This window comes from Onishia taeanensis, from assembly GCF_013349955.1.
GTDB lineage: Bacteria > Pseudomonadota > Gammaproteobacteria > Pseudomonadales > Halomonadaceae > Onishia > Onishia taeanensis_B.
In genome coordinates this window covers 264,511-289,770 of record NZ_JABVXC010000001.1, presented here as the reverse complement: position 1 = coordinate 289,770, position 25,260 = coordinate 264,511, and the positions used below count along the sequence as shown (strand labels likewise).

Below are 25,260 nucleotides of genomic sequence, written 5' to 3'. Positions count from 1 at the left end.
GTAACATGCCGTAAAACAACGGCGAACTCACCAGCGTCTACCGGTACGTTGGTCGCTGACAAGAGGATCCGGAGGAGTCTCAATGGCCTTTGCCCAGAAATTCATCGTCGCCGATGATCATCCGCTGTTCCGCGCTGCCCTCACCCAAGCGCTGAGGCAGCTGGCGCCCCAGGCCGAGATCGTGGAAGCCGACACCATGGAAGCCACCACCGAGGTGGTGACTCGCCACCCGGATGCCGATCTGATCCTGCTGGACCTGCACATGCCGGGTGCGCATGGCTTCTCCGGGCTGATTCAGCTGCGTGGCCAGAATCCCGATGTGCCGGTGGCGGTCGTTTCCGGCAGCGATGAACCCTATGTGGTGCGTCGCGCTATCGACTACGGCGCATCCGGTTTCATTCCTAAGTCTTCTTCGCTGTCGCTAATCGCCGAGGCGGTGGGCGAAATTCTCGACGGTGAGGTGTGGCTGCCCGCCGAGCTTGCCGATGTGCTCGGCGAGGCCAACGAGGAAGAATCGCGTTTCGCTGAGGCCATTGCTTCGCTGACGCCGCAGCAGTTTCGGGTTCTCAACATGCTCACCGAGGGGCTGCTCAATAAGCAGATTGCCTATGAGCTGAATGTCTCCGAAGCGACCATCAAGGCCCACGTCACCGCGATTCTTCGCAAGCTGGGCGTGCACTCCCGCACCCAGGCGGTGATCGCTGCGCAAAAACTCGAGGTCGAGCCGCCCAAGGTGGAGTCCTGACCCTCGGTCAGGAGCCATAAGAGCGGCGCTGCTCGCCTGGAAGCCTGAAGCTGACAGAAAAACCGCCCCCATGGCCTCGCCGTGGGGGCGGTTTTATTTAGGCTGCTTCGGGCTTCGGGCTTCGGGCTTCGGGCTTCGGGCTTCGGGCTTCGGGCTAGGCGCTAGGCGCCCGGCTGGCCTGAAGCGTACGGGTCAGCAGCGCGCGAAGGGCGGCGGGACGCACCGGCTTGAGCAGCAGCTGGTAGCCCGCTCGCTTGACCTCCTCGGCGACTTCTTCGGTGCGATCGGCGGTGATCACGATGCCCGGCACCGGTCCCTCGCTGCGTTCGGCCAGGGCATCCAGGGCCATCAGGCCGGTGACCTCATTGTCCAGATGATAGTCGGCAAGTATCGCGTCCGGGTCGCTTTCCAGGTGGCGCAGGATCGACTTGGCGCCACCGATCGAGGTGGCGGTGAAGACCTCGCAGCCCCAGCCGGTGAGCATGGCCTTCATGCCCTCGAGGATCAGCGTCTCATTGTCGATACAGACCACGCGCGTGCCGGCGAGCTTGTTGCCAGCGCGCCGCGGAGTGGGCTCTTCCTGAGTGCTTGCCTGCCGGGCGGCCACCGTCGGTACGGCCACCGAGAAGACGGTGCCGACGCCTTCCCAGGAGCGGACCCGGATCGGATGGTCCAGCACCCGGCTCATGCGATCGGCGATCGACAGCCCGAGGCCGAGTCCCTTTTCGCTTTCCTTGTGCCGCGAGGCCTGGTCGAGGCGGCGGAACTCCTGAAAGATTTCGGCCTGTTTGGCCTCGGGAATGCCGGGGCCGGTATCCCAGACCTCGATGATCAGCTGTTCCTTGTGGCGACGACATCCCAGCAGCACTCGACCCTGTTGGGTGTAACGGATGGCGTTGGAGAGGAAGTTCTGCACGATGCGCCTGAGCATCTGGGCGTCGCTGTCGACCCACTGGCTGGTCGCAACAACCACGAGGTCCAGGCCGCGCTCCTCGGCCATTACCTCAAACTCGGCGCGCAGCGGACGAAAGACATCGGCCAGCGCGAAGTGACTACGGCGCGGGGTCAGGGCCCCAGCATCCAGCTTGGAGATGTCGAGCAGGGTGCTGAGCAGCTCCTCGGCGGCCTGCAGTGAGTTATCGATATGACCAATGGTGCGGGAGAGGTCTTCGGCGTCGTCCTGCTGGGCCAGTGCCGAAGTGAACAGGCGCGCGGCGTTAAGGGGCTGCAGCAGGTCATGGCTGGCGGCGGCCAGGAAGCGGGTCTTGGAAGCATTGGCATCCTCGGCGACCTGCTTGGCCTGGCGCAGCGCCTGCTCGGCCTCTGCGCGTACCCGGTTCTCCTGACGCAGGGCGGCGTTGGCATCCGAAAGGGCGAGCGTGCGCTCGCGCACCCGCTCCTCGAGATTCTCGTTGGTCTCCTTGAGGGCAATCTCGGCCAGCCGGCGTTCGGTGATGTCCTGATAGAGGGCGAAGAAACCGAGGATGGTGCCGCTGTCGCCGAAGTGCGGTGTATAGGTGACCAGCAGGTAACGGGTGCCGCCCTCGTCGTCACGCTGGGAAATCTCGAAGCTGACCCGCTCGCCGGACAGTGACCGGCGCATCCAGGGCAGCCCCTCGTCGGCGACGTGCCGCGGCATGACCTCCTCGAAGCGCTTGCCGATCACCGCATTGCGATCGATGCCGAAGACCTGTTCGTAGGCGCGGTTGGTGAAGAGGTAGCGGCATTCCTTGTCGAAATAGGCAATCAACGCCGGCACGTTGTCGGTGTAGATGCGGATGTTGTTCTCCGAGCGAATCAACGCCTCTTCGGTGCGCTTCTGGCGGGTGATGTCCTGGTAGGTATAGACGAAGCCGCCCCCCGGCATCGGCATGCCCTGCACTTCGAGCACGGTGCTGTCCTGGCGATAGCGCACGTAGCGATGGGGTTGGCCCTCGCGGATGTTGTCGACCAGCAACTCGACGTGCTCCTCGGGATCGCCTGGGCCGTACTCGCCGTTGTGGGCGTTGTAGCGCAGCACCTTGTCGAAGGGGGCGCCGACCCTAATCAGATGGTCGGGAAAGCGGAACAGCTCCAGATAGCGCTGGTTCCACACCACCAGACGCAGGTTCTGGTCGACCACGCTGATGCCCTGGTTGATATTCTCGATGGTGGCCTGCAGTAGGGCGCGGTTGAACTCGAGCACCTGGGAGGCCTCATCGACGATCGAGATCACATCCGAAATGCCGATACCGCGTCCCTGCAGCGCCGAGTTGACGACGATGCGCGCCGAGGAGGCGCCGAGCACCGAGGCCAGGAAGCGCTCGGTAAACTGAATGATATCGATAGAGGCGCGTTGCGGGTCCTCGAGGTTCTTGCCGTTGCGCCGGGCGTAGTCGTCGAAGGCGCGGCTTACCTGATCGGCGCTGAGGAAGCGTTCACACAGCACCTTGAGATCGCCCACCGTGGTGGCGCCCGCCCAGGGGCGGTTGACCGGCGTCTGGCGGGTCTCGACGCTGTCCACGAACAGCGATGCCTGGATGCGCTCGACCACGCGTTGCGGGGTCATCTGTGAGACGAAGATATAGCCGAACAGGTTGAGGCCGAGTGACAGCATCACGCCGTGGGTGAAGTTATCGCTGACATTGAGGCCAAACAGGTCTGTGGGCGATAGCCAGCCGACTCCCAGCGGTCCGCCGGCGAGCCAATCGCCGGGCAGCACCCCCGCCTGGATCAAGGCAGGCGTGAGCAGCGTGTAGGCCCAGATGGCGAAGCCAATATTCATGCCCACGATCACGCCCAGACGATTGCCGCGCTTCCAGTACAGGCCACCGAGCAGGGCCGGGGCGAACTGGGCGGCGGCGGCGAACGACAGCATGCCGGTCGAGGCCAGGGTGCTGAATTCGGCGGTCAGCTGATAGAAACCGTAGGCAAGCCCCAGGATGATCACGATGGTGACGCGGCGAGCACGCAGCACCAGGCGACCATAGTCCCGGGCCTTGGTATCGAACCAGCGCAGGCGGAACAGCAGCGGAATGACGATCTCATTGGAGATCATGATCGAGATGGCCACGGTGGCGACGATCACCATGCCGGTGGCCGCCGAAAACCCGCCGATGAAGGTCAGAAGCGTCAGCGGCACATTGTCGGCCGCCATGGGAATGGCCAGCACATAGGTGTCGGGCTCGATGTTGGTGCCGGAGAACATCGTCAGGCCGGCGGCGGCTAGCGGCAGCACGAAGATCCCGAAGGCGACCAGGTAGAGCGGGAACAGCCAGCGGGCGCGCCGGGCATCGTCGCGATGGGTGTTCTCGACCACGGCCACGTGGAACTGGCGTGGCAGGCAGAACACCGCCAGCATCGCCAGCAGGGTTTGCGCCCAGAAGCCGTTGCCAAAGTCCTGTTCGGCCAGCTGGCGTTGCAGCTCGAGCTGGACATCGGCCCGTGCCAGCAGGTCGCCTAAGCCGTCAAAGAGTCCCCAGGTGACATAGGCGCCGAGCATCAAGAAGGCCGCCAGCTTGACCAGTGACTCGAAGGCAATGGCCTGGATGAGGCCCTCGTGATGCTCGGTGGCATCGGTATGGCGGGTGCCGAAGAGGATCGCGAACAGCGCCATGACCGCCGCCACGTAGAAGGCGGTGTCGGCGAACAGCGGTGCACGGGTCACATCGGTACTGTCCGTGAGCACCTGGAAGGCGGCGGCTACCGCCTTCAGCTGCAGGGCGATATAGGGCAGGGTGCCGATCAGTGCCACCAGGCTTGCGAAGGCGGCAAGCGACTGGGTCTTGCCGTAACGGGAGGCGATGAAGTCGGCGATCGAGGTGACGTTTTGATGCTTGGCGACGCGGATCATCTTGGCCAGCACCGGCCAGAACAGTAGGAAAGTAAGGATCGGGCCGACGAAGATGCTGGCGAACGACCAGCCCGACGTGGCGGCCTCGCCCACTGCACCATAGAAGGTCCAGGAGGTGCAGTAGATGGCCAGCGCCAGACTGTAGATGATGGGGCGCCGTTGGCTTGGCCCATGCTGCTGGGCATGACGGTCTCCCCGCCAGGCGATGGCGAAGAGGACGACGATATACAGAAGCGATATGGCGATCAGTAGCCAGCCGTGGAACATGCCTGCTCTCCCTCGAATGTCGACCCATTTTAGGGCAATGCTGCCGCAGAGGGCAGCCGGTGCTGGGCATTGGATCAGGCCAATGGCCCAGTGGCCAGGTTCGCCATCCAGGAGACGTCATGATGAGACTTTCCGGGCCGGTAGCTCGCGAGATATGGGGCCTTGGGAGGGGGGCGGACCCTCAGCGCAGCAAAGGCCCCGGTGGGGCCTGAACGATGGAATGGCGTGGGCGGGCGGTAGGGCGCTCAAGACGCATTGCATACCGCCTTGAAGACCGGGTCGCCGGCGTCGAGGCGTACGAGCTCGTCAAGCTTCGGTTCGCCGGTCGACTCGTCAAGCGGTAGCCGTTCGCGGGTGGTGCAGTTCATCAGGTAGGGCCGCGTAGTGACATGGTCAATGGCCTGTTTCTCGAAGCGATAACGAATGTACTCGACGAGCCGGTCATTGCCCGCCTCACGGCTGATCAGATTCTCCCGATCGATGACCTGGAAGGCGGTCGTCATTGGGAAGAGGTAGGTCCAGGGACGCCAGAACATCTCGCTCTTTTCGCTCGAGACGACCTGGGCCGAGGGCGGCAACTGCTGCTGCTTGTGTTCGAACCAGGTGTATTCGGCATGGATTTGATAGGCCAGCATGCCAAGTCCGCCAAAGGCCGGGATGATCCAGCGCGGCAGCCGCTTGCCGCTGAGCTTTCTCAGTAGCAGGGCGATGCCTGCCGCACCGAGGCCGGCGAAGACCGCCGCGATCAGGTGCCACATCATATTCGGGTTTCCTCAAAGCAATCGGGCTTCCTGCTGGAAGCCCGATTGGGTGATGCCGTGGCGCCGGTTGGCGCTGTCAGGCGAGTATTATGGCTTAGTGATCCACTGCCATGCCAGCACCCTTGGGATAGCGGACGCTTTCCACCAGGTCCTGGATTTCCTGCGGCGGCTCCTTGGTGACACGGGAGACGCTGAAGGCTACGGCGAAGTTGATCATCGCGCCAACGGCACCGAAAGACAGCGGCGAGATGCCCAGGATCCAGTTATCCGGCGTGTTGGCCAAGGTATTGGTGCCCGGAATGAAGAACCAGCCGAGGTAAGTGAAGATGTACAGCAGGGTGGCGACCAAGCCCGAAAGCATGCCGGCCACGGCACCCACGTTGTTCATCCGCTTGGAGAAGATGCCCATCATCAGCACCGGGAACAGCGAGGCACCAGCGATGCCGAAGGCTAGAGCCACCGTCTGGGCGGCGAAGCCCGGCGGGTTGAGGCCCAGGTAAGTGGCCAACAGGATGGCACCGGCCATCGAGATACGCGCGGCCAGCATCTCGCCCTTCTCGGTGATCCGCGGGTTGATCATGGTCTTGATCAAGTCGTGACTGACCGCCGACGAGATGGCCAGCAGTAGGCCGGCGGCGGTAGACAACGCAGCTGCGATGCCGCCAGCGGCGATCAGGCCGATGACCCAGCTTGGCAGGTTGGCGATCTCGGGGTTGGCGAGGACCAGGATGTCGTTGTTGACGTTGAGTTCGCTGCCGTTCCAGCCGCGCTGCTCGGCGGTGTCGGCGAAGGCCTCGTTGCCGTCGTTGTAGACCTGGATACGACCGTCGTTGTTCTTGTCCTCGTACTGGATCAGGCCGGTCTCTTCCCAGGTCCGCACCCACTCGGGACGTTCCTCGTAGCGGATCGGGTTGTTGGCGGCTTCCTCGTAGTTCTCGACCTGGCCGGCCATGTCCGGATAGACGGTCGTCATCAGGTTCAGGCGTGCCATGGAGCCCACGGCCGGCGCGGTCAGGTAGAGCAGGGCGATGAATACCAGCGCCCAACCGGCGGACCAGCGTGCGTCAGCGACCTTGGGTACGGTGAAGAAGCGGATGATGACGTGGGGTAGGCCAGCGGTACCGACCATCAGCGACATGGTGAACAGCACCATGTTCAGCTTGTTGTCGACATCGGCGGTGTAGTCGCGAAAGCCCAACGCGTTGACCACATCATCCAGCTTCTCGAGCAGTGGCACACCGGATGCGGTGTGGGTGCTGAACATGCCGAGCCCCGGAATGGGGTTGCCGGTCAGCTCCAGCGCAATGAATACCGCCGGGATGGTGTAGGCGATGATCAACACTACGTACTGGGCCACCTGGGTATAGGTTATGCCCTTCATGCCGCCGAAAACCGCGTACAGGAACACGATGAAGGCGGCGATCCAGATGCCCCAGGTGTTGCTGACCTCGAGGAAGCGCGAGAAGGCGACACCGGCACCGGTCATCTGGCCGATGACGTAGGTGATTGAGGCCACGATCAAGCAGATGACCGCTACCAGGCGCGCGGTGTTGCTGTAGAAGCGGTCACCGATGAAGTCCGGCACGGTGAACTTGCCGAACTTGCGCAGGTAGGGGGCCAGTAGCATCGCCAGGATGACGTAGCCGCCGGTCCAGCCCATCAGGAAGGTGGAGTTGGCGTAGCCGCCAGATGCCAGCAGGCCGGCCATTGAGATGAAGGATGCCGCCGACATCCAGTCGGCGGCCGTGGCCATGCCGTTGGTGATCGGATGTACCCCACCGCCGGCGACGTAGAAGTCCTTGGTGGAGCCCGCTCGGGCCCAGATCGCGATCCCGATATACAGGGCGAAAGAGGCGCCCACGAATAGCAGGTTAATGGCAAATTGACTCATGCGATTACTCCCCGAGACCGAACTTTTTGTCGAGGCGGTTCATCTTCCATGAGTAGAAGAAGATGATGCCAATGAAGGTGAGGATCGATCCTTGCTGAGCGAACCAGAAGCCCAGGTCAGTCCCCCCCACGGGGATACCCGCCAGCAGCGGGCGCAGCAGAATGGCGCAGCCATAGGACACCAGCGCCCAGACGATCAGGCAGCCGGTGATCAGGCGCACGTTGGCCGACCAGTAAGCAGCAGCATTGGATTTGTCATCTGCCATAGTCATGCTCTCCGGATGTTCCAGGGTTGAGTTGTTGTACCGACATTAAGCGCGATGTATCAGGTCGATCATTCTTCGGGCATCATCACGAGTCGCGCTTCCAGTCATTGATGAAATGGCGACCTTAGATCGAGATGTCATCAGAATCGGCCTCATCATCGGCTTTCTCTCGGTGCCTCGATAAGACGTTGGTTTATTGTTTCTTTGTCTTTGGTGGAATGCGCGCTGATGTCACTGCATTCATCAGCCCTGATACTGGTCAATAACCCTGGAAAAACAATCCCAGACTTTGGTATCAAGGCTCGTAGGCATTGTGAAAGGGTTTTCTAAAATCCTTTATATTCAATATTTTATGTATGGTTGCGATTTTTTCCTGGCTGTTTTTAGTCGTATGGTTAGGACGATGGTATAGCCCGGTTTTGACCGACATCATACAAAAGAGAAAAGGTTGAACGATGGTCTAGGTGTCGGTCCGTGAGAAGCTGTTGCTATGCTGCCTGACAGTTAAATGATGTTTGGCGGGCGCCGCCAGGTCAGCCATCACTGTCGTGACGTGAAAAGGCGCTGGCAACCTCTCTCGATAGAGATAAGACGAAGGTCGCGCCATGCGGCCGGTGAGCTGAGTCGTTATCCGCGGTGACATGGCCGCCGCACAATGAGGTCATCGCCATGGTCGATGTCGATCTCTCCCAACCGCCTTTCTCGCTGCTCGATGATGACGGGCGTGATCTGGTGCGGCGTGGCGTGGATCTGGCTTATTACGAAAGCGACGAAGTATTGCTCGATGCGGGCCAGGCCGGCGAATATGTCTACCTGATTCACAAGGGCGAGGTCGCGGAGTTGGATACCTCCGAACCCAGTGCTACGGCCCGCATTGGCCACTACACGGCGGGGGATCTGTTCGGCGCAATCAGCATCCTCAATGGCAAGAGCCGCTACCGCTTCAAGGCCGAACAGGAATGCCTTTGCTACCTGCTGCCGCGCACGCTCTTCGAACGACTATGCGAGCGCTACCCCGCGTTCGCCGAGTTCTTCCGCCAGCGCCTTTCCGACAAGACGCGGCTGATGACCGAGCGACGTGCCGAGGGCGGCGTGAGCATGGCCGGTTTCATGCTGGCGCGTATTGCCGAATGCATGCGACCGCCGCTACTCGTCGAGGCCGACACCAGCATCGCCACGGCAGTGCGCACCCTCAACGACAGCCGTGCCGACAGCCTTTTGGTTCGCCAGGGGGCGCGCCTGGGGGTAGTGACCAAGACCGACCTGCTCAATGCCCTGGTGATCGACGGTGAAGATCAGCAGAGCCTGGTAGTCGAGATCGCCCATTTCTCGCTGGTCAGTGCCCGTCCCGATCAGTATCTGTTCGAAGCGCTGGTCAACATGACGCGTCACGAGGTGGCAAGAGTGGTGGTGATCGAGGGCACTCAGGCGGTGGGAGTGGTCGAGCTCACCGACGTGCTGAGCTACTTCTCGAGCCGTAGCTATGTGGTCAGCCTGCAGGTCGAGCAGGCGGACAGTCTTGAGGAGCTTGCAGCGGCCAGCGCTCGCACCCCTGAGCTGGTCAAGGCGCTGATGGTGCAGGGCGTCAAGCTGCGTTTCGCCATGGACCTGTTGGCGGCGCTGAACGGCCGCATCATGCACAAAGCATGGGGATTTCGGGTCGACGAGACACACCAGCATCAAAGCTGCCTGATGGTGATGGGCAGCGAAGGACGTGGCGAGCAGATTCTCAAAACGGATCAGGACAATGGCCTGATCCTGGCCGACGACGCCGACTGGCCCGACTGCAGCGTCGAGATGGCGAGCTTCACCGAGACCCTGGTGGCGCTGGGCTACCCGCGTTGCCCGGGCGACATCATGGTCTCCAACCCGGCCTGGGTGGGGCGGGTCAGGGACTGGCGCAGACGGATCACCCGCTGGGTCGAGAAGCGCGATGGCGAGAGCCTCATGAAGCTGGCGATCCTTCTCGACGCCCATGCGGTGGCCGGCAATACGGCCCTGCTCGACGAGGTGCGTGATGCGCTGTTCGAGGCTTGTGAGGGCAATGAGCTGTTGCTGACATATTTCGCGCGAGCGGCGCTACAGTTCTCCACGCCGCTGAGTCTGTTTGGCACCCTGAAGAAACCCCAGCATGGCATTGATATCAAGAAGGGCGGCATCTTCCCTATCGTGCATGGGGTGCGCACCCTGGCGTTGGAGCGCGGCATTCGTTCTACCTCGACGCTGGAGCGGCTGGATGCTCTGGTAGCCGATGGTCGCCTGGAGGCGCGCTTCGCAGAGGACCTGGGTGAAGCCCTGTCGCTGTTCACCGAGCTGCGCCTCAAACAGCAGCTCGAACACCTGGACGGCATCAATGCCGAGCGCGACGCCAATCGGGTAGTCGTGCAACAGCTCTCGTCACTGGAGCGTGACCTGCTGCGCGAGGCGCTGCATATCGTCAAAGACTTCAAACAGCGTCTGACCCAGCGTTTTCATCTGGAATATTGACGGCAGGAGGCAGGATGTTAAAAGCGTGGCGCCGTGTGACTGATCGTCGCCGCCAGGCCGGTGGCGATTATGGTTGGCTGTTCAATCCCTATACCGGCGACGAGATGGTAGCCATCGACTGCGAGACCACCGGCCTCGATACGCGTCGTGACGAATTGGTCTCGATCGCTGCGGTCAAGGTGCGCGGCGACCGAGTGCTGACCAGCGAATCGCTGGACCTGCGTTTGTCGCGTCCGGCCCGCCTGACGGGTGACTCGATCTGCATCCACGGCCTGCGGGGCGTCGACCTCGAGGGCGGCGCGAGCGTCGAAGATGCCCTTGCGCAGTTTCTCGATTTCGTCGGCAACCGGCCGCTGGTTGGCTGGTGTATAGCCTTCGATATTGCCATGCTCAACCGCCAGCTGCGTCCTCGCTTCGGCTTCGACTTGCCCAATGCCACCGTCGATATCGCCCAGCGCTATGCCCGGGCAGTGCGTCGCGCAAGCCCGGAAATCGAGCCTAGCCTGCGCTTCGAGACCATGGCCGAGTCACTCGGCGTGCCGGTCATGGGCCGCCATACGGCACTCGGCGATGCCGTTACCACGGCCTTGATGTACGTGCGTCTGAACAAGTCCCGCCGCATCACGGCCTGATCAGGTAGCCGGCGCAGGCCAGTTCGCGGTGGCGGATGCTCATCCCAAGGGGCCGGTCGCTAGCCTCTGGCGCGAGTGGTAGTATGGTGCCTCATTTCCGTCCCCTTTTGTTGCGATCATGACCGATACTGCCGTGACTTCCCCTTCGAGCGTTTCTGATATCTCTGCTAACGATGCAGCCGATACTGCGGCAGCCGACGCTGCGGCATCCGACGCTGCCGCCAAGGACAAACGCGACTTCAACAAGTTGCAGAAGCGGCTGCGGCGCCAGGTCGGCAACGCCATCATCGATTACGGCATGATCGAGGAGGGCGACAAGGTCATGGTCTGTCTCTCCGGGGGCAAGGACTCCTACACCATGCTTGAGATCCTTAGGAGCCTTCAGCGCAATGCGCCAGTGAGTTTCTCGTTGGTAGCGGTCAATCTGGACCAGAAACAGCCGGGCTTCCCCGAGCATGTGCTGCCGGAATACCTGGACAAGCTCGGCGTCGATTATCATATCCTCGAGCGCGATACCTATTCGGTGGTCAAGGAGAAGACCCCGGAGGGCAAGACCACCTGTGCGCTTTGCTCGCGCTTGCGGCGCGGCTCGCTGTACGGTTTCGCCGAAGAGATCGGTGCTACCAAGGTGGCGCTTGGTCACCATCGCGAAGACATCCTCGAGACGCTGTTTTTGAACATGTTCTTTGGCGGCAGCCTCAAGTCGATGCCGCCGAAGCTGCTTTCCGATGACGGCAAGAACATCGTGATTCGTCCGCTGGCCTACTGTCGCGAGGCGGATATCGAGGAATTTTCCCAGCGCATGGCGTTTCCGATCATTCCCTGCAATCTTTGCGGCTCGCAGCCCAACCTGCAGCGTCAGGTGGTCAAGGAGATGCTGGCCGAATGGGAGGTCAAGCATCCCGGGCGCCTCGAGAGCATGTTCAAGGCGGTGACCAATGTGGCGCCGTCGCAGTTGGCGGATCGCGAACTTTTCGACTTCAAGGGGCTTGAAGCCGAGCAGGCACGCCGCCGCCAGAATCGTATCGATGCGCTGGATCTTGGCGGTGAGGCCTAGGCCAGCCGGCTCGCCACGACTGAGCGCACCGTGCAGATGCATTGCCCTTATGAATTGGCCAGAAAAGCTCCATAAAAAACGCCAAGCCTCAGGGCTTGGCGTTTTTGCGTTGCATCGATGCGCTGGCGTGCTAGCCGTCGTAAGGGCAGCCATCATTGGCCAGTTCGGAAAGGTTCTTGAGATCGAGGATATTGACCTCGCGACCCGATACGGCCAGTAGTTGCTGCTGCTGAAAGCGGCCCAGGATCCGGCTGACGGTTTCCACGGCCAGCCCCAGGTAGTTGCCGATGTCCGCGCGGGACATCGATAGCCGGAAACTGTAGGCCGAGTAACCGCGGCGGCGAAAGCGCGATGATAGGTTGACCAAAAAGCTCGCCAGCCGCTCGTCGGCGGTCATGCGTGACAGCAGGCGCAGCATGCGCCGGTCGTCGCGCAGTTCCTTGCTCAGGCTGCGGTAGAGCTGGGCACGCAATTCCGGCAGGTGCTCCGACAGCCCGTCAAGCCGGTCGAAAGGAATCTCGCAGACGGTGGTGGTCTCCAGCGCCACCACCGTGCCCGGATAGCGCTCCTCGTCGATGCCGTCGAGGCCGACCAGCTCGCTCGGTAGATAGAAGTTGCTCAGTTGTTCATCGCCGCTGCCGGCACTGATGATCTGCTTGAGGCTGCCCGAGCGTACCGCGAATACGCTTGAGAATGGCGCTTGCTGACGGACCAGCGTCTCGCCCTTCTTGAGAGGTGCGCGACGACGAATGATGGCATCGAAGCGATCCATGTCCTCCACTGCCAGCGCTAGCGGCAGGCACAGTGAACTGAGACTGCAAGTCTGGCAGCGGGTTTCGTTGAGGCGGGCTCGGTGACCGAGCGCATTGGCGGGCATGTCCTTCTCCTTGGCAGCATCCTGATACATGTTAGTCCATCCGCGGGGCCCATTATGGAAGAGAGGGCGGAGGAGACAAAGTTTCCTTGCTCCTCGAACTCGGGCAGTGGCGCTGTGAGCACCGCTGCTGGGATATAGACATGAGTCTAGAGGATCTGGGCTCATAGGATGCGCGAATAGCGCTCCTTGGCCTGCCCGGGCAGCCGTGCATCGAAGGCCATGGCAAGCTGCCGGATCAGCAGGCGTCCGCGCGGCGTCACGGTTAGCCGGCTGCCGTGCTTCTCGATCAGGCCATCCTCGATGCCGGACGTCAGGTGGGTCAGCGCATCGCCGAGCCAGAGTGTCGCGTCGAGGTCGAATTCTTGCCCCAGTGTCTCAAGATCGAGCGCCATGTCGCACATCAGCCGTTCGATGGCGCGGCGGCGCAGGCGATCGTCGAGGCTCAGTCGGATGCCCTTGGCAGTGGCCAGCCTCCCGGCGTCCAGTGCCACCTCGTAGTCGCCGAGCGTCGTGGGGTTCTGTGCATAGCAGTCATCCACCCGGCTAATGGCCGAAACACCCAGCCCCACCAGATCGCTACTGCCATGGGTTGAATACCCCTGAAAGTTGCGGGTCATGTTGCCCTGGCGCTGAGCGCGGGCCAGGCTGTCGTCGGGGAGCGCGAAGTGATCCATGCCGATGTGCACATAGCCCGCGTCTTCGAGCATTTCGATGCTTGTCTGCAGCATGGCGAGCTTGGCGTCACTGTCCGGCAGGTCGGTCTCACGAATGCGACGCTGAGGGGCGAACCGGTTGGGCAGATGGGCGTAGTTGAACACCGAGAGCCGCGGCGGGGCCATTTCGATGACCTGGGCGAGCGTCGCAGCGAAGCTCGACGGCGTCTGGTGTGGCAGGCCATAGATCAGATCGAGATTCAGCGAACGAAATCCCAGCCGGCGGGCTTCGTCGATCAGCGTTTCGGTCAGTACCCGGGGCTGGACCCGGTTGATGGCCTGCTGAACCTTGGGGTCCAGGTCCTGAACGCCGAGGCTCAGCCGATTGAAGCCCAGTGCCTGAAGGTGGCGCAGGGTCAGTACGTTCGCCTCCCGAGGGTCGATCTCGATGGAGTAGTCGCGATCGGGCGCGTTGCTGAGGCCGAAGCGCGCATCCAGCCGATCGAATAGATCGCCCATCTGGCCAAGCGTCAGGAAGGTGGGGGTGCCGCCGCCCCAGTGCAGCTGGGAGACCTCGCGGGAAGTGTCCAACTGGCGGCTGGTGAGCACCATCTCGCGATCGAGCCGGGACAGGTAGGGCTCGGCCAGCCGGGTGTTCTTGGTGGCAATCTTGTTGCAGGCGCAGTAGAAGCAGATGCGCCGACAGAAGGGGACATGCACGTAGAGTGACAGCGGACGGGGCCTTGAGTTGCTGCGCGCCAGCGCCGCCTCGAAGTCCTCGGCGCCGAAGCCCTGGTGAAAGGAAGGCGCGGTTGGATAGGACGTGTAGCGCGGCCCGCTGATGTCATAACGCTTGAGCAGCGCCGGATCCCAGGCATGGGTAGACGAGGGGGCGGGCACGGGGCTGAACATCACGGTACACTCCTTTGGATGCGAATGCCTCCAGTCTAGTGCCGCCAGGGGCCTGGCCCCTTGCGCCAGGTCAATTCCCGTGAAAATGACGGCCCGCCAGTCTTATATCAGCCGCCAGGCGCTGGCCAGCTGCCAGAGTGCGAAGGCGATGATCAGCGTGGCCGCCAGGGTCCGCGTCGCCGGGTGGCGGATCAGTTGGCCGAGCGAACGTGCTGCGAAACCGGTGGCCAGCAGGGCGGGCAGGGTACCGAGGCCGAAGGCCGCCATCAGGGCGGTGCCCGCGAGCGGCTCGGCGGTGGCCAGGCTCCAGGCCAACATCGAATACACCAGCCCGCAGGGCAGCCAGCCCCAGACGGCCCCCAGGGCGACGGCCTGGGGCAGGGTAACCACCGGCATCAGGCGTCGGCCAAGCGGTTCCAGGTGGCGCCACAGGCGCCGCCCCACGGCCTCGACCCTGAGCAGCCCCTTCCACCAGTTGGCGATATACAGCGCCATCAGAATCAGCATGACGGCGGACAGTGTCGACAGCGCCAGGCGCACCCCGCTGTCGAGCCCGCCGATCAGGGTGCCGAGCCCGGCCACCAGGGCGCCGGCGAGCATGTAGCTGGCAATGCGTCCCAGATTGTAGCCGAGCAACAGGCCGGTGAGCCTTGCCGGATGGCGCATGCTGGGCGGTACGGCGAAACTCAACGCGCTCATGATGCCACCGCACATGCCGATGCAGTGGGCACCCCCCAGCAGGCCGAAGACGAAGGCGGCAGCTAGTGGCGGCAGGTCGAGGCCGGTCGGATTCATCGCGGCCCACCTTCACGACCATCGTCTTTTTTCCTCTCTTCTTGCCTGTTGCCTTCCCTCTCTCCTTGCCCTTTTGGCTTGGCGCTACTGTCGTCCTCTGTGGCCTGTGGGGTCGTCGCTTCATTAGACCGGGCATCACCGGGTTGGGCTTGGCGCGCGTTCGTGGGCGAGGTTTTCGCCTGTTCGCGGCGCTGACGGGCAGCCGGCGAGAGGTCATTGTCGTCATCGTCGAAGAGAATGCGATGCGCTGGACCTTCGAGGTCATCGAACTGGTCGTTCTTGACCGCCCAGAAGAAGGCCCAGACGGCCAGCGACAGCAGGAGCAGAGACAAGGGGATCAGCAGGTAGAGAATGCTCATAGGGGCTCTGTTCGGGCGTTAGGCCGCGGTGTGGCATCGGTGAGTGCGCTTCGATGGGGGCGGCTCAGCCGCAGGGCGTTGCCGACCACCACCAGCGAGCTTGCCGACATGCCGATGGCGGCGAGCCAGGGGGGTACCAGGCCGCAGGCGGCCAGTGGCAGCGCGGTCAGGTTGTAGCACAGCGCCCAGCCCAGGTTCTGGCGAATGATGCGGCGAGTTGAGCGGCTGACCTCAATGGCTTCGACGATACGCGACAGGTGCGGGCTGAGCAGCACGGCATCGGCACGGGTGCGGGCCAGGTCGGTGGCGCCGTTCATGGCGATCGACACCTCGGCGCCGGCCAGCACCGGCACGTCATTGATGCCGTCGCCGACCATCACCACCGACTCTCCCTGTGCCTGCAGGGCCTCGACATGGGCAAGCTTGTCCTCGGGGCTGGCGCTGGCGCTCCAGTTATCAATGCCCAGCCGCTCAGCGAGGTCCTCAACCGATGCCCTCTGATCGCCGGAGAGCAGCTCGACCGATAGCCCCAGCTGCTTGAGAGCCGACACGGTGGCCGGGGCGTCGTCGCGCAGGTCATCCTTGAGCGCGAACCAGGCACTCGGCTTGCCGTCGCAGGCGAGCAGCAGCCATTGGCCTTGATCGGGGGGTGCCGGGGTGTCGCTGCCGGCGGCGAAAGCCGGTTTGCCAATCCGCCAGCAGCGCCCTTCGAGGCGGCCTTCCAGTCCTTGTCCGGGGCGGTTGATGACGGCCTCGGCGTGGATGGTGATATCCCGGTGAGGGGTGAAGGCCCGGGCGATGGGATGCTCGGAGTGCGCTTCCAAGGCGGCGGCCAGGGCGCGTGCCCGCTGCGGATCGATCCCGGCGATGGGCCGTGTCTCGACCAGCGTCATCTGGCCGGTGGTCAGGGTGCCGGTCTTGTCGAAGATGACCCGGCTGGCCTGGGCGAGTCCCTCGAGGGCGTGGGCGCGGGTGATCAGGAATCCGCGGCGGCGCAGCCGGCCGTGGCTGGCGGTCAGCGCCGTGGGCGTGGCCAGTGCCAGGGCGCAGGGGCAGGTCACCACCAGCACCGAGAGCGTGACCCACAGCGCCCGAGACGGGTCGATGTAGGCCCAGGCGATGGCCACGCCGAGGCTGACCACCAGCAGGCGCAGCACGAAGACATGCGCCCAGCGGCTGGCCAGTTCGGCGATGCGCGGGCGCTTGGCGAAGGCCCTATCGGTAAGATCCAGAATCGCCGACGCACGCGCCTCGCGGCCGACATGGGTGACGCGCACCACCAGCGGGCTGTCGACGTTGTGGCTGCCGCCGGTCACGGCGTCTCCAGGGCAGCGGGTGACCGGGCGGGACTCGCCGGTGAGCATCGATTCATCCAGGCTCGCGGTGCCGTCTTCGATCACCCCGTCGGCGGGCACGCCATGGCCGGGCCGCACCAGCACCCGGTCGCCGGCCACCAGGCGGTTGGCGGGTAGTACGCGCTCGCTGCCATCGGCCTCAAGACGCGTCGCCGAGGCGGGCAGCACCCCGGCCAGCGCATTGCCGCTGTGGCCGCTGCGGCGTCGGGCGCGCATCTCTACATAGCGCCCGAACAGCAGAAAGAAGGTGAACATCGACACCGAGTCGAAGTAGACCTCGCCATGACCGACGATCACCGCGTAGCCGCTGGCCAGATAGGCACCGCCGATCGCCAGCGAGACTGGCACGTCCATGCCCAGGGTGCGGTTGCGCAGATCGCGCAGAGCATTCTGGAAGAAGGGCACCGCCGAAAAAAACACCACCGGGGTGGCCAGAGCGAAGGACAGCCAGTGGAAGAGTGCCAGGAAGTCCCCGGATATCTCGCCGGGGCCGCTCAAGTAGATCGGCACGGAGAACATCATCACCTGCATCATCGCCACCGCGGCGACGATCAGCCGCCGCACGCCCATGCGCTCGTCATGCTTGAGCCGCTGATGTGCCTGGTCGGGCGCGTAGGGTTGGGCGGGATAGCCGATGGCGGCGAGCTCGGCGAGCAGCGCAGAGAGCTTGAGGCGCGACGGGTCCCAGCTAACGCTTAGCCGGTGATGGCTCAGATTCACTGCGCTCGAGGTAACGCCATCGAGGGCGTTCAGGCGGTGTTCGATCAGCCAGGCGCAGGCCGCGCAGGTGATGCCGTCTACCGCTAGGGTAGCGGTCAGGCTATCGCCGTCGGCATGCACGAATTCGCCTTGCAGTGCCGGGTCGTCGAATACCTGCCAGGTCTCGGCCTGGGCGCGACGGGTGTTGGCGTCGTTCGAGGGCCTTTCGGGCAGTTCGGTACGAAAGCGGTAGTAGCTCGAGAGTCCGCTCGCGATGATGGCGCGGGCTACCGCCTCGCAGCCGGGACAGCACAGCGAGTGGGGCCGGTCATCTACCACTAACTGCCAGGGAGCGCCTTTGGGCACCGGGTTGCCGCAGTGATAGCAGCGGCTATCGACACCCTGCGAGGCCGTCTCGACACTCATAGGACGGCAAGCCTGATCTCAAGGGTGATCTGAAAGGGGCGCTTATCGATCATGGACCTCACTGGCTTTCGTCGGGCGCCCGAGCCTTCAGGCGGAAGGCCTCTGCACTGGGGAAGGTCGCTTCACCCTGCAGGCGCCATTCGGGGGCCTGAACGTCGGGCTCCAGCTGCAGGTACCAGCGATACTCGAGCTGACTTGGTGCCTGGCCGACGTAGTGGCTGCCATGAACGTGCTCGAGGATCAGCTGCTGGTCGCGATCGTCGCGGGTGGGAAAGATCAGCGTCAGCAGCAGTCGCTGGGGCCGGGCCTCGCCACTGAGATCGACATTGATGTCACCGGTCAGGTCATCGACGCGGATCCTGGCGGCCATGCCCATCTCGGTGGCGCGGTGATCCTGCTCGATCACCTGGTTGATGGCCAGCCCCGTCTTGTAATAGTTGTCCTCGACCATACCGTCGTAGCTGGTGATCGACAGCACCAGGAAGGTGGTGCCGGCGATGATCGAAGAGCCTAGCACGGCCAGGATCATCCAGGGCCAGAACTCCTTGTACCAGGGGTTAGTCGGCTGAGAGTTCAAGGTTATCTCCTGATCTGTCCGATGAAGCGGGTCTCATGTGCCTGGCGGATGTTGTCATCGCTGGCCTCGAGAATTACCTGCAGCTCGTGACTGGGGCGGCTGATGGCATCGGCGTCGACGACGGCCTGCAGAGTGACTAGACGGCTATCGCCCGCGCCAATGGTGACCGCTTCGCTGCCGATCAGTTCGATGCCCGGTAGGCCCTGCATGCTGATGCGGTAGGTATGTTCGCGGTCATCCAGGTTGCGGATGGTCAGGGTGTAGGCATTGCTGATGCGACCGTCCGACGTCATCTGGTAGAGCTGGTTACGGTCTCGCTCGATATCGAATGCCAGGCTGGCGCGGTCGCTCACCGCCCAGGCGAACAGGCCGATCATCACCAGCAGGGCCGCCAGGTAGCCGATCAGCCGTGGGCGCAGGATATGGGTCGTGCCGCCTTCCAGCGCATGCTCGGTGGTATAGCGAATCAGGCCACGGGGATAGCCCATCTTGTCCATTACGCTATCGCAGGCATCGATACAGGCCGCACAGCTGATGCATTCGTACTGCAGGCCATCACGGATATCGATGCCGGTGGGACATACCTGCACGCACAGGTCGCAGTCGATGCAGTCGCCGAGCCCGGCTGCGCGGTGGTCGGCGGACTTCTTGCGGGCGCCACGCGGCTCGCCGCGAGCGCTGTCGTAAGACACGACAAGGGTATCCTGATCGAACATTACCGACTGGAAGCGGGCATAGGGGCACATGTAAATGCACACCTGTTCGCGCAGCCAGCCGGCGTTCAAGTAGGTGAATACCGTGAAGAACCCAGTCCAGAACAGCGCCCAGCCGCCCAGCTCGAAGTGGACGAGATCGGCGATCAACCCTTCGATGGGTGTGAAGTAGCCGACGAAGGCCAGTCCGGTGGCCAGGGCGATGACGAGCCACAGCAGGTGCTTGGCCCCCTTGCGCCAGGCCTTGTCGAGGCTCATGGGCTGCCGGTCGAGCTTGATGCGTCGGTTGCGGCGGCCTTCGGTGACTTTTTCGACCCAGATGTAGAGCCAGGTCCAGACGCTCTGCGGGCAGGTATAGCCGCACCACACTCGCCCGGCGAAAACGGTGATGAAGAAGAGTCCGAAGGCGCAGATGATCAATAGCCAGGACACCAGCATGAACTCCTGGGGATAGAAGGTGCCGCCGAAGATGTGGAACTGGCGGGCGGGCAGGTCGAACAGAATCAGTGGTCGACCGCCCCAGGAAAGCCAGGGCAGACCGAAGAACAGGCCCATCAGCACCCAGTTGGCGGCGCGTCTCAGGCGCTGGAAGACGCCCTTGATCTCGCGCACGTAGATATGACGCCGGCTTTGGTACATGGCGGTGGACGTCGCTGGCGCCGGATCATGATGGCCGACGCTTGCGTCTGTCGTTACGTCTTGAGTGGGAATCCTGTCGGACATGACATCACCGCGTCGGGGCTCTTGGAGGCCCGGCGGATGTCGGGCACATCGCTATTGTAGCGGTCGGTTAACTGGCAGGCGGTCGGGTGCGACGGCGAGACGCACCCGGCCAGCGATGACTCAGTGCGAGAGGCTGTAAACGTAAGCGGTGACCAGGTGCACCTTGTCTTCGCCGATGTAGGGAGCCTGAGCGGGCATATGACCGTTACGGCCATTGCGCAGGGTCTGACGGATGGCGTCGCCCAGTGGCTGGCCGGGCTGTCGGTAGAGCCAGATGTCATCGGTCAGATTGGGTGCGCCCAGCGCCTGATTGCCCTTGGCTTGCGGCCCGTGGCAGGCCACGCAGGAGGCGGCGAAGATCGGCTGGCCAAGGGCTGCGGCGTCGGCGTCATGCTCGGCGCCGGAGAGCGACATCACGTAGTTGGCCACATTGTCGATGTTGGTCTCGCCGAGCTGCTGCCAAGCGGGCATCAGGCCGTTGCGACCGTTGCGCAATGTGGTCTTGATGTCCTCCGGCGCGCCGCCATACAGCCAGTCGTCGTCGGTCAGATTGGGGAAGCCGTAGCCGCCCTGGGCATTGGAGCCGTGGCAGACCGCGCAGTTATTGAGGAAGATGCGCTCGCCGACGCGCATGGCCTCGCTGTCTTTGGCAAGTTCGGGCACCGGTACGCTGTTGTACTGAGCGAAGATGGGCGCATAGCGCTCCTCGGCGCGTGCCACTTCCTGGTCCCACTGACTTTCCTGAGTCCAGCCGAGCAGGCCGCCATAGTTGCCAAGCCCGGGATAGAGGGCGAGATAACCGAGCGCGAAGATGATGGTGCCGGCGAACAGCATGAACCACCAGCGCGGCAGCGGGTTATCATATTCCTCGATGCCATCGGCCTGGTGGCCGGTGGTGCCCACGTTGCCCTCGGCGTCCGGGACCTTGTCGGTCTTGCGGTTGGCGAACAGGATCCACCAGCAGAAGGCGATGGTGCCCAGCGTGATGACGATGATCCAACCACTCCAGAAGCCTGAAAGGGAGTCGCCCCATAGGTTGTTCATGTGTTCCTGTCTCCCCTGTCCTGTCGGGCATCCACGTCCGGCGAGGCACGGTCGTCATGCCCCGCGTCGTCCTGTTCGTCGGCGAAGGGCAGATTGGCTGCCTCATCGAAGTCCTTGCGGCGACGCTTCGAGTAGGCCCAGGCCACGATGCCGAGAAAGGCGATCAGGATCAGCAGGGTGGTGATGCCGCGAAAGGTGCCCATGTCCATGATCAACGCGCACCCTTGAGAACGGTACCCAACTGCTGCAGGTAGGCGACCAGCGCGGTGATTTCCTGTTCGCCACGAATCCTGTCCCCGGCGCCAGCGATCTGCTCATCGGTGTAGGGCACGCCCATGCTTTGCAGGGCGCGCATCTTGGTCTCGGTGGCCTCGCCGTCGAGGGTGTTGTCGAATAGCCAGGGGTAGGCGGGCATCTTGGATTCCGGCACCACGTCCCGCGGGTTGTACAGGTGCGCCCGGTGCCAGTCGTCCGAGTAGCGACCGCCGACCCGCGCCAGGTCCGGGCCGGTACGCTTGGATCCCCACAGGAAGGGGTGATCGTAGACGAACTCGCCGGCCACGCTGTAGTGCCCGTAGCGCTCGGTCTCGGCGCGGAAGGGGCGGATCATCTGCGAGTGACAGCCCACACAGCCTTCGCGGATGTAGATATCGCGACCCTCGAGCTCCAGCGGGCTCAGTGGTTCGAGGCCCGCCACCGGCTGGGTCGTCTCCTTCTGGAAGAACAGCGGGACGATCTCGGCGAGGCCGCCGAAACTGATCACCAGCAGAATCAGCACGGCGAGCAGCCCCACGTTCTTTTCGACTATCTCGTGTCTCATCGGTGCAGGTCCCTTAGGCGGTCTGAGGAAGCGGCTGAGGCTCAGCGTTGCTGCGCTTGACCGTCATGTAGACGTTCAAGGCCATGAGCAGCATGCCGGTGACCCAGAACAGGCCGCCGATCCAGCGCACCACATAGCCGGGATGGCTGGCCTCTAAGGCTTCAACGAAGGTGTACATCAAGGTGCCGTCGGCGTTGACCGCTCGCCACATCAGGCCCTGCAGGATGCCGTTGACCCACATCGCGGCGATATAGAGCACGGTCCCGATGGTGGCCAGCCAGAAATGCACGGCGATGAGTTTGACCGAGTACATGTCGGTGTCGCCGTAAAGCCGTGGGATCAGGTGATACATGGAGCCGATGGTGATCATGGCCACCCAGCCCAGCGCCCCCGAATGCACGTGACCGATGGTCCAGTCGGTGTAGTGGGACAGCGCATTGACGGTCTTCACCGCCATCATTGGCCCCTCGAAGGTCGACATGCCGTAGAACGACAGCGCCACCACCAGGAATCGCAGGGTCGGGTCGGTGCGCAGCTTATGCCAGGCACCGGACAGGGTCATCATGCCGTTGATCATGCCGCCCCAGGAGGGGGCCAGCAGGATGATCGACATGATCATGCCCAGCGACTGAGCCCAGTCGGGCAGGGCAGTGTAGTGCAGGTGGTGCGCGCCGGCCCACATGTAGGTGGTGATCAGCGCCCAGAAGTGCACGATCGACAGACGATAGGAATAGATCGGACGCTCGGCCTGCTTGGGCACGAAATAGTACATCATGCCGAGGAAGCCCGCCGTCAGGAAGAAGCCCACGGCGTTGTGGCCCCACCACCACTGCACCATGGCGTCCACGGCCCCGGGGTAGATCGAGTATGACTTGAAGGCCCCGACCGGGATGGCGGCGTTGTTGACGATGTGCAGCACGGCCACCGTCAGGATGAAGGCGGCATAGAACCAGTTCGCCACATAGATATGCGCAGTCTTGCGCTGCTTGATCGTGCCCAGGAACACGATGGCATAGCTGATCCAGACCACCGCGATCAGAATGTTGATCGGCCACTCGAGCTCGGCATATTCCTTGGAGGTGGTGAAGCCCAACGGCAGGGTGATGACTGCCGACACGATCACCGCCTGCCAGCCCCAGAACGTGAAGGCGGCGAGCTTGTCGGAGATGAGGCGAACCTGGCAGGTGCGCTGCACCACATAGTAAGACGTCGCCATCAGCGCAGAACCGCCGAAAGCGAAGATCACCGCGTTGGTGTGCAGTGGGCGCAGGCGGCCGAAGCTTGTCCACGGCAATCCCAGATTGAGTTCCGGCCAGACCAGCTGCGCGGCAATGATCACCCCCAGGAGCATGCCGATGATGCCCCATACCACCGTCATGATCGCGAACTGCCGAACTACCTTGTAGTTGTAGACCGGGTGCTCGAATGCTGTTTTCATGTCAGGTTCCCATTGAACGCGGTGTCGGGGAGACGTCCAAAACCGGAGTGTGCCCGAGGCATGCCGCCGCCATAATGATGCAGATCAAGAGTCTGGAAGCGATTCTAGTCCAGCGCTCGCGGTACCCGCACCAGAAGCTCATGCACATGTTCGTTATTACTTCTTGGTTATTTATAGGAGAGTAAGTGGCATACCTCATTGACGCCAGCGAGTCGCTGCAAACTCCGGCTGAGCTCGGGCAGCGACTCGCCCAGGGGCAGGCGGGCACCTGGTGGATTCCAGAGCGAGGGCCAATCGAGGTCAGCGGCGAGGCGATTCATGGCCGACTGCTGTTGACCCATGGGGCCGGCGCCGGCCAGGAATCGACCTTTCTGGTCGCGCTGCGCGAGGCACTTGTCCAGGAGGGGGTGCAGGTGCTGGCGATCGAGTTTGCCTACCTGCAGCAGATGCGACAGGAAGGCCGTCGGCGACCGCCACCCAAGGTCGAGCGGCTGGTAGAAGAGCTGGCCGGTTGGTGCGACTTCTTGTCGCAGGCTGGTTTGCCCGCGCCCTGGCTGGGCGGCAAGTCGATGGGCGGACGTGTGGCCAGCCTACTGGCCGCCGTACGGGGTGAAGCGCCACGGGCCGCTCCGGGGGGCGAGGGGGTGAATCAGACAGGTGTGGCGGGCCTGGCGCTGTGTGGTTATCCCTTTCATCCGCCGGGCAAGCCCGAGCGAACCCGCCTGGCGCATTGGCCGGCGCTTGCCTGTCCGACGCTGGTGCTGCAAGGCACTCGTGATCCCTTCGGCCGTCGTGAGGAAGTGGAAGGCTATGCGCTGCCCGACTGCGCTGAGGTTCACTTTCTGGAGGCGGGAGATCATGACTGGACGCCGACCCGCCGCAGTGGGCTGCGTCAGTCTGACCTGATCGCTGAGGCGGCAGCGATGATCGCCGCCCGCATGGCCCTCGCCAAAGCCAATGCATAAGCATCTTCATTTTTAGGCGAGTTGCCGATAGGTGAAATCCTTGGTGCGTTCGGGCCGAATTCGCTGGATGGTGTCGGCGGAATCAGGCGAATCTGTCGATAGCGCAAGGCGGGCAGAATGGGCGCGGAAATGCCCACCGCCCGCGCATGGCGCGGCTTTGCGCACATTAAGAGCGCAAGTTGATGAATGCCCTGTGAAATTCGTGCTGCTCTGTGACGAATTATTTGCGTCAATGGCGTTGACTTTGAACCGTCGCCCTGTAGAATGCAGCGCCACGTCCCCAAGGGTGGTTAGCTCAGTTGGAAGAGCACCAGCCTTACAAGCTGGGGGTCACTGGTTCGAGCCCAGTACCACCCACCATCTCTTAGAGATGCCCTGGAGGCGTAGAGGAAAAATGTGGACTGGTAGTTCAGTTGGTTAGAATGCCGGCCTGTCACGCCGGAGGTCGCGGGTTCGAGTCCCGTCCAGTCCGCCACTTTTCTCATGCAGTATCTATTTGCAGTAGCAATAGCAGTACCCAGGCAAGTGTCGTCTTGTTGTTCGATGGACTGGTAGTTCAGTTGGTTAGAATGCCGGCCTGTCACGCCGGAGGTCGCGGGTTCGAGTCCCGTCCAGTCCGCCATCGATCATCCAAACACACGCCGCCTATCGAATATGTGGGTGATTAGCTCAGCTGGTTAGAGCACCAGCTTCACATGCTGGGGGTCACTGGTTCGAGTCCAGTATCACCCACCACGCGGACCGGTAGTTCAGTTGGTTAGAATGCCGGCCTGTCACGCCGGAGGTCGCGGGTTCGAGTCCCGTCCGGTCCGCCATTTCGATACCCGATATTAACCCTGAGCCTTGCTGCTTGGGGTTTTGTCGTTTTAGCCCTCGCGTTTTTCCTCGCCCCTCGCGATTTCCTGGTGTCCGCTCTTGCTGATGCCCCCTTTCTGATTTCAGTGTCATGGGGCTCGCGGCGTCGATG

Annotated in this window: 19 protein-coding genes, 5 tRNA genes and 1 pseudogene; 10 read left to right on the top strand and 15 right to left on the bottom strand. The window is 63.0% G+C overall.

All coding sequences use genetic code 11. The features are described from left to right. The first annotated feature begins 82 nt into the window (after positions 1-82). Complete coding sequence (locus HUS66_RS01330; protein WP_112053746.1) at positions 83-745, top strand: response regulator; 663 nt, start codon at positions 83-85, stop codon at positions 743-745. A 154-nt stretch (positions 746-899) separates the two neighbouring features. Here HUS66_RS01330 and HUS66_RS01325 read toward each other — a convergent pair whose 3' ends face one another. The 4 genes from HUS66_RS01325 to HUS66_RS01310 all read right to left on the bottom strand — a co-directional run bounded on the left by HUS66_RS01325 (position 900) and on the right by HUS66_RS01310 (position 7,761). Next, positions 900-4,844, bottom strand: coding sequence for a hybrid sensor histidine kinase/response regulator (locus tag HUS66_RS01325; protein ID WP_175069173.1), 3,945 nt, complete (start codon positions 4,842-4,844; stop codon positions 900-902). 245 nt (positions 4,845-5,089) lie between these two features. Beyond that, positions 5,090-5,605: a hypothetical protein gene (locus tag HUS66_RS01320; protein WP_175069172.1), complete on the bottom strand. Its 516-nt coding sequence runs from the start codon at positions 5,603-5,605 to the stop codon at positions 5,090-5,092. 94 nt (positions 5,606-5,699) lie between these two features. Then, on the bottom strand, positions 5,700-7,496 hold the full coding sequence (locus HUS66_RS01315; protein ID WP_175069171.1) for a sodium:solute symporter family protein: 1,797 nt from the start codon (positions 7,494-7,496) through the stop codon (positions 5,700-5,702). Positions 7,497-7,500: 4 nt separating this feature from the next. Then, entirely contained in the window at positions 7,501-7,761 is a 261-nt protein-coding gene (locus tag HUS66_RS01310) for a DUF4212 domain-containing protein (protein ID WP_092523282.1), read from the bottom strand. 669 nt (positions 7,762-8,430) lie between these two features. Here HUS66_RS01310 and HUS66_RS01305 point away from each other — a divergent pair. The 3 genes from HUS66_RS01305 (at position 8,431) to ttcA (ending at position 11,937) form a co-directional block, all read left to right on the top strand. Continuing rightward, positions 8,431-10,248, top strand: coding sequence for a putative nucleotidyltransferase substrate binding domain-containing protein (locus HUS66_RS01305; RefSeq protein ID WP_175069170.1), 1,818 nt, complete (start codon positions 8,431-8,433; stop codon positions 10,246-10,248). A 14-nt stretch (positions 10,249-10,262) separates the two neighbouring features. Further along, positions 10,263-10,880: a 3'-5' exonuclease gene (locus HUS66_RS01300; RefSeq protein WP_175069169.1), complete on the top strand. Its 618-nt coding sequence runs from the start codon at positions 10,263-10,265 to the stop codon at positions 10,878-10,880. A 160-nt stretch (positions 10,881-11,040) separates the two neighbouring features. Then, entirely contained in the window at positions 11,041-11,937 is an 897-nt protein-coding gene (ttcA, locus tag HUS66_RS01295) for a tRNA 2-thiocytidine(32) synthetase TtcA (protein ID WP_340162726.1), read from the top strand. Between the two features lie 130 nt (positions 11,938-12,067). Here the strand turns inward: ttcA and fnr are convergent, their stop codons facing one another. The 11 genes and pseudogenes from fnr to ccoN all read right to left on the bottom strand — a co-directional run bounded on the left by fnr (position 12,068) and on the right by ccoN (position 23,328). After that, a complete protein-coding gene (gene fnr / locus HUS66_RS01290) occupies positions 12,068-12,844 on the bottom strand; it encodes a fumarate/nitrate reduction transcriptional regulator Fnr (RefSeq protein ID WP_425340062.1) in 777 nt (258 codons plus the stop codon). 131 nt (positions 12,845-12,975) lie between these two features. Further along, complete coding sequence (hemN, locus tag HUS66_RS01285; protein WP_175069432.1) at positions 12,976-14,379, bottom strand: oxygen-independent coproporphyrinogen III oxidase; 1,404 nt, start codon at positions 14,377-14,379, stop codon at positions 12,976-12,978. A gap of 102 nt (positions 14,380-14,481) precedes the next feature. Further along, positions 14,482-15,174 carry a sulfite exporter TauE/SafE family protein gene (locus HUS66_RS01280; protein ID WP_175069168.1) on the bottom strand — a complete coding sequence of 231 codons (693 nt, stop codon included), beginning with the start codon at positions 15,172-15,174 and terminating at the stop codon, positions 14,482-14,484. 161 nt (positions 15,175-15,335) lie between these two features. Next, positions 15,336-15,533, bottom strand: a pseudogene (gene ccoS / locus HUS66_RS01275) (cbb3-type cytochrome oxidase assembly protein CcoS); the annotation flags it as partial. Further along, a complete protein-coding gene (locus HUS66_RS01270; RefSeq protein WP_175069167.1) occupies positions 15,530-18,013 on the bottom strand; it encodes a heavy metal translocating P-type ATPase in 2,484 nt (827 codons plus the stop codon). The gene HUS66_RS01270 and the pseudogene ccoS, both read right to left, overlap by 4 nt. A 58-nt stretch (positions 18,014-18,071) precedes the next feature. Beyond that, entirely contained in the window at positions 18,072-18,590 is a 519-nt protein-coding gene (locus HUS66_RS01265) for a FixH family protein (RefSeq protein WP_175069166.1), read from the bottom strand. A 2-nt stretch (positions 18,591-18,592) separates the two neighbouring features. Next, a complete protein-coding gene (gene ccoG, locus HUS66_RS01260) occupies positions 18,593-20,026 on the bottom strand; it encodes a cytochrome c oxidase accessory protein CcoG (protein ID WP_254628640.1) in 1,434 nt (477 codons plus the stop codon). Between the two features lie 120 nt (positions 20,027-20,146). Further along, positions 20,147-21,070, bottom strand: a complete 924-nt coding sequence (gene ccoP / locus HUS66_RS01255; RefSeq protein WP_175069165.1) for a cytochrome-c oxidase, cbb3-type subunit III — start codon at positions 21,068-21,070, stop codon at positions 20,147-20,149. Beyond that, the gene (locus HUS66_RS01250) at positions 21,067-21,279 is read right to left on the bottom strand and encodes a cbb3-type cytochrome oxidase subunit 3 (protein ID WP_175069164.1); all 213 of its coding nucleotides are present in this window, start codon (positions 21,277-21,279) and stop codon (positions 21,067-21,069) included. Before HUS66_RS01250 ends, ccoP begins: the two co-directional genes overlap by 4 nt. Positions 21,280-21,281: 2 nt before the next feature. Then, positions 21,282-21,890, bottom strand: coding sequence for a cytochrome-c oxidase, cbb3-type subunit II (gene ccoO, locus HUS66_RS01245; protein WP_175069163.1), 609 nt, complete (start codon positions 21,888-21,890; stop codon positions 21,282-21,284). Positions 21,891-21,903: 13 nt separating this feature from the next. Beyond that, positions 21,904-23,328, bottom strand: a complete 1,425-nt coding sequence (ccoN, locus tag HUS66_RS01240) for a cytochrome-c oxidase, cbb3-type subunit I (protein WP_175069162.1) — start codon at positions 23,326-23,328, stop codon at positions 21,904-21,906. Positions 23,329-23,513: 185 nt separating this feature from the next. Between ccoN and HUS66_RS01235 the strand changes: the two genes are divergently transcribed. The 6 genes from HUS66_RS01235 (at position 23,514) to HUS66_RS01210 (ending at position 25,108) form a co-directional block, all read left to right on the top strand. Further along, on the top strand, positions 23,514-24,293 hold the full coding sequence (locus tag HUS66_RS01235) for an alpha/beta family hydrolase (RefSeq protein ID WP_282847771.1): 780 nt from the start codon (positions 23,514-23,516) through the stop codon (positions 24,291-24,293). A 284-nt stretch (positions 24,294-24,577) separates the two neighbouring features. Then, a tRNA-Val gene (locus HUS66_RS01230) sits at positions 24,578-24,653 on the top strand. A 38-nt stretch (positions 24,654-24,691) separates the two neighbouring features. Further along, positions 24,692-24,768: transfer RNA gene (locus HUS66_RS01225), tRNA-Asp, on the top strand. A 70-nt stretch (positions 24,769-24,838) separates the two neighbouring features. Beyond that, a tRNA-Asp gene (locus tag HUS66_RS01220) sits at positions 24,839-24,915 on the top strand. 36 nt (positions 24,916-24,951) lie between these two features. Further along, positions 24,952-25,028: transfer RNA gene (locus HUS66_RS01215), tRNA-Val, on the top strand. 3 nt (positions 25,029-25,031) lie between these two features. Next, a tRNA-Asp gene (locus HUS66_RS01210) sits at positions 25,032-25,108 on the top strand. Positions 25,109-25,260: the final 152 nt, after the last annotated feature.

Bases quoted from the DNA above. Each gene is read 5' to 3' on its own strand.
- ccoO (WP_175069163.1), bottom strand. From the start codon at position 21,890: ATGAGACACGAGATAGTCGAAAAGAACGTGGGGCTGCTCGCCGTGCTG.
- HUS66_RS01300 (WP_175069169.1), top strand. From the start codon at position 10,263: ATGTTAAAAGCGTGGCGCCGTGTGACTGATCGTCGCCGCCAGGCCGGT.
- HUS66_RS01305 (WP_175069170.1), top strand. From the start codon at position 8,431: ATGGTCGATGTCGATCTCTCCCAACCGCCTTTCTCGCTGCTCGATGAT.
- HUS66_RS01250 (WP_175069164.1), bottom strand. From the start codon at position 21,279: ATGGACATGGGCACCTTTCGCGGCATCACCACCCTGCTGATCCTGATC.
- HUS66_RS01310 (WP_092523282.1), bottom strand. From the start codon at position 7,761: ATGGCAGATGACAAATCCAATGCTGCTGCTTACTGGTCGGCCAACGTG.
- HUS66_RS01280 (WP_175069168.1), bottom strand. From the start codon at position 15,174: ATGAATCCGACCGGCCTCGACCTGCCGCCACTAGCTGCCGCCTTCGTC.
- HUS66_RS01270 (WP_175069167.1), bottom strand. From the start codon at position 18,013: ATGAGTGTCGAGACGGCCTCGCAGGGTGTCGATAGCCGCTGCTATCAC.
- HUS66_RS01315 (WP_175069171.1), bottom strand. From the start codon at position 7,496: ATGAGTCAATTTGCCATTAACCTGCTATTCGTGGGCGCCTCTTTCGCC.
- HUS66_RS01320 (WP_175069172.1), bottom strand. From the start codon at position 5,605: ATGATGTGGCACCTGATCGCGGCGGTCTTCGCCGGCCTCGGTGCGGCA.
- HUS66_RS01330 (WP_112053746.1), top strand. From the start codon at position 83: ATGGCCTTTGCCCAGAAATTCATCGTCGCCGATGATCATCCGCTGTTC.
- ccoP (WP_175069165.1), bottom strand. From the start codon at position 21,070: ATGAACAACCTATGGGGCGACTCCCTTTCAGGCTTCTGGAGTGGTTGG.
- fnr (WP_425340062.1), bottom strand. From the start codon at position 12,844: ATGTATCAGGATGCTGCCAAGGAGAAGGACATGCCCGCCAATGCGCTC.
- ccoG (WP_254628640.1), bottom strand. From the start codon at position 20,026: ATGTCCGACAGGATTCCCACTCAAGACGTAACGACAGACGCAAGCGTC.
- hemN (WP_175069432.1), bottom strand. From the start codon at position 14,379: ATGTTCAGCCCCGTGCCCGCCCCCTCGTCTACCCATGCCTGGGATCCG.
- HUS66_RS01325 (WP_175069173.1), bottom strand. From the start codon at position 4,844: ATGTTCCACGGCTGGCTACTGATCGCCATATCGCTTCTGTATATCGTC.
- ccoN (WP_175069162.1), bottom strand. From the start codon at position 23,328: ATGAAAACAGCATTCGAGCACCCGGTCTACAACTACAAGGTAGTTCGG.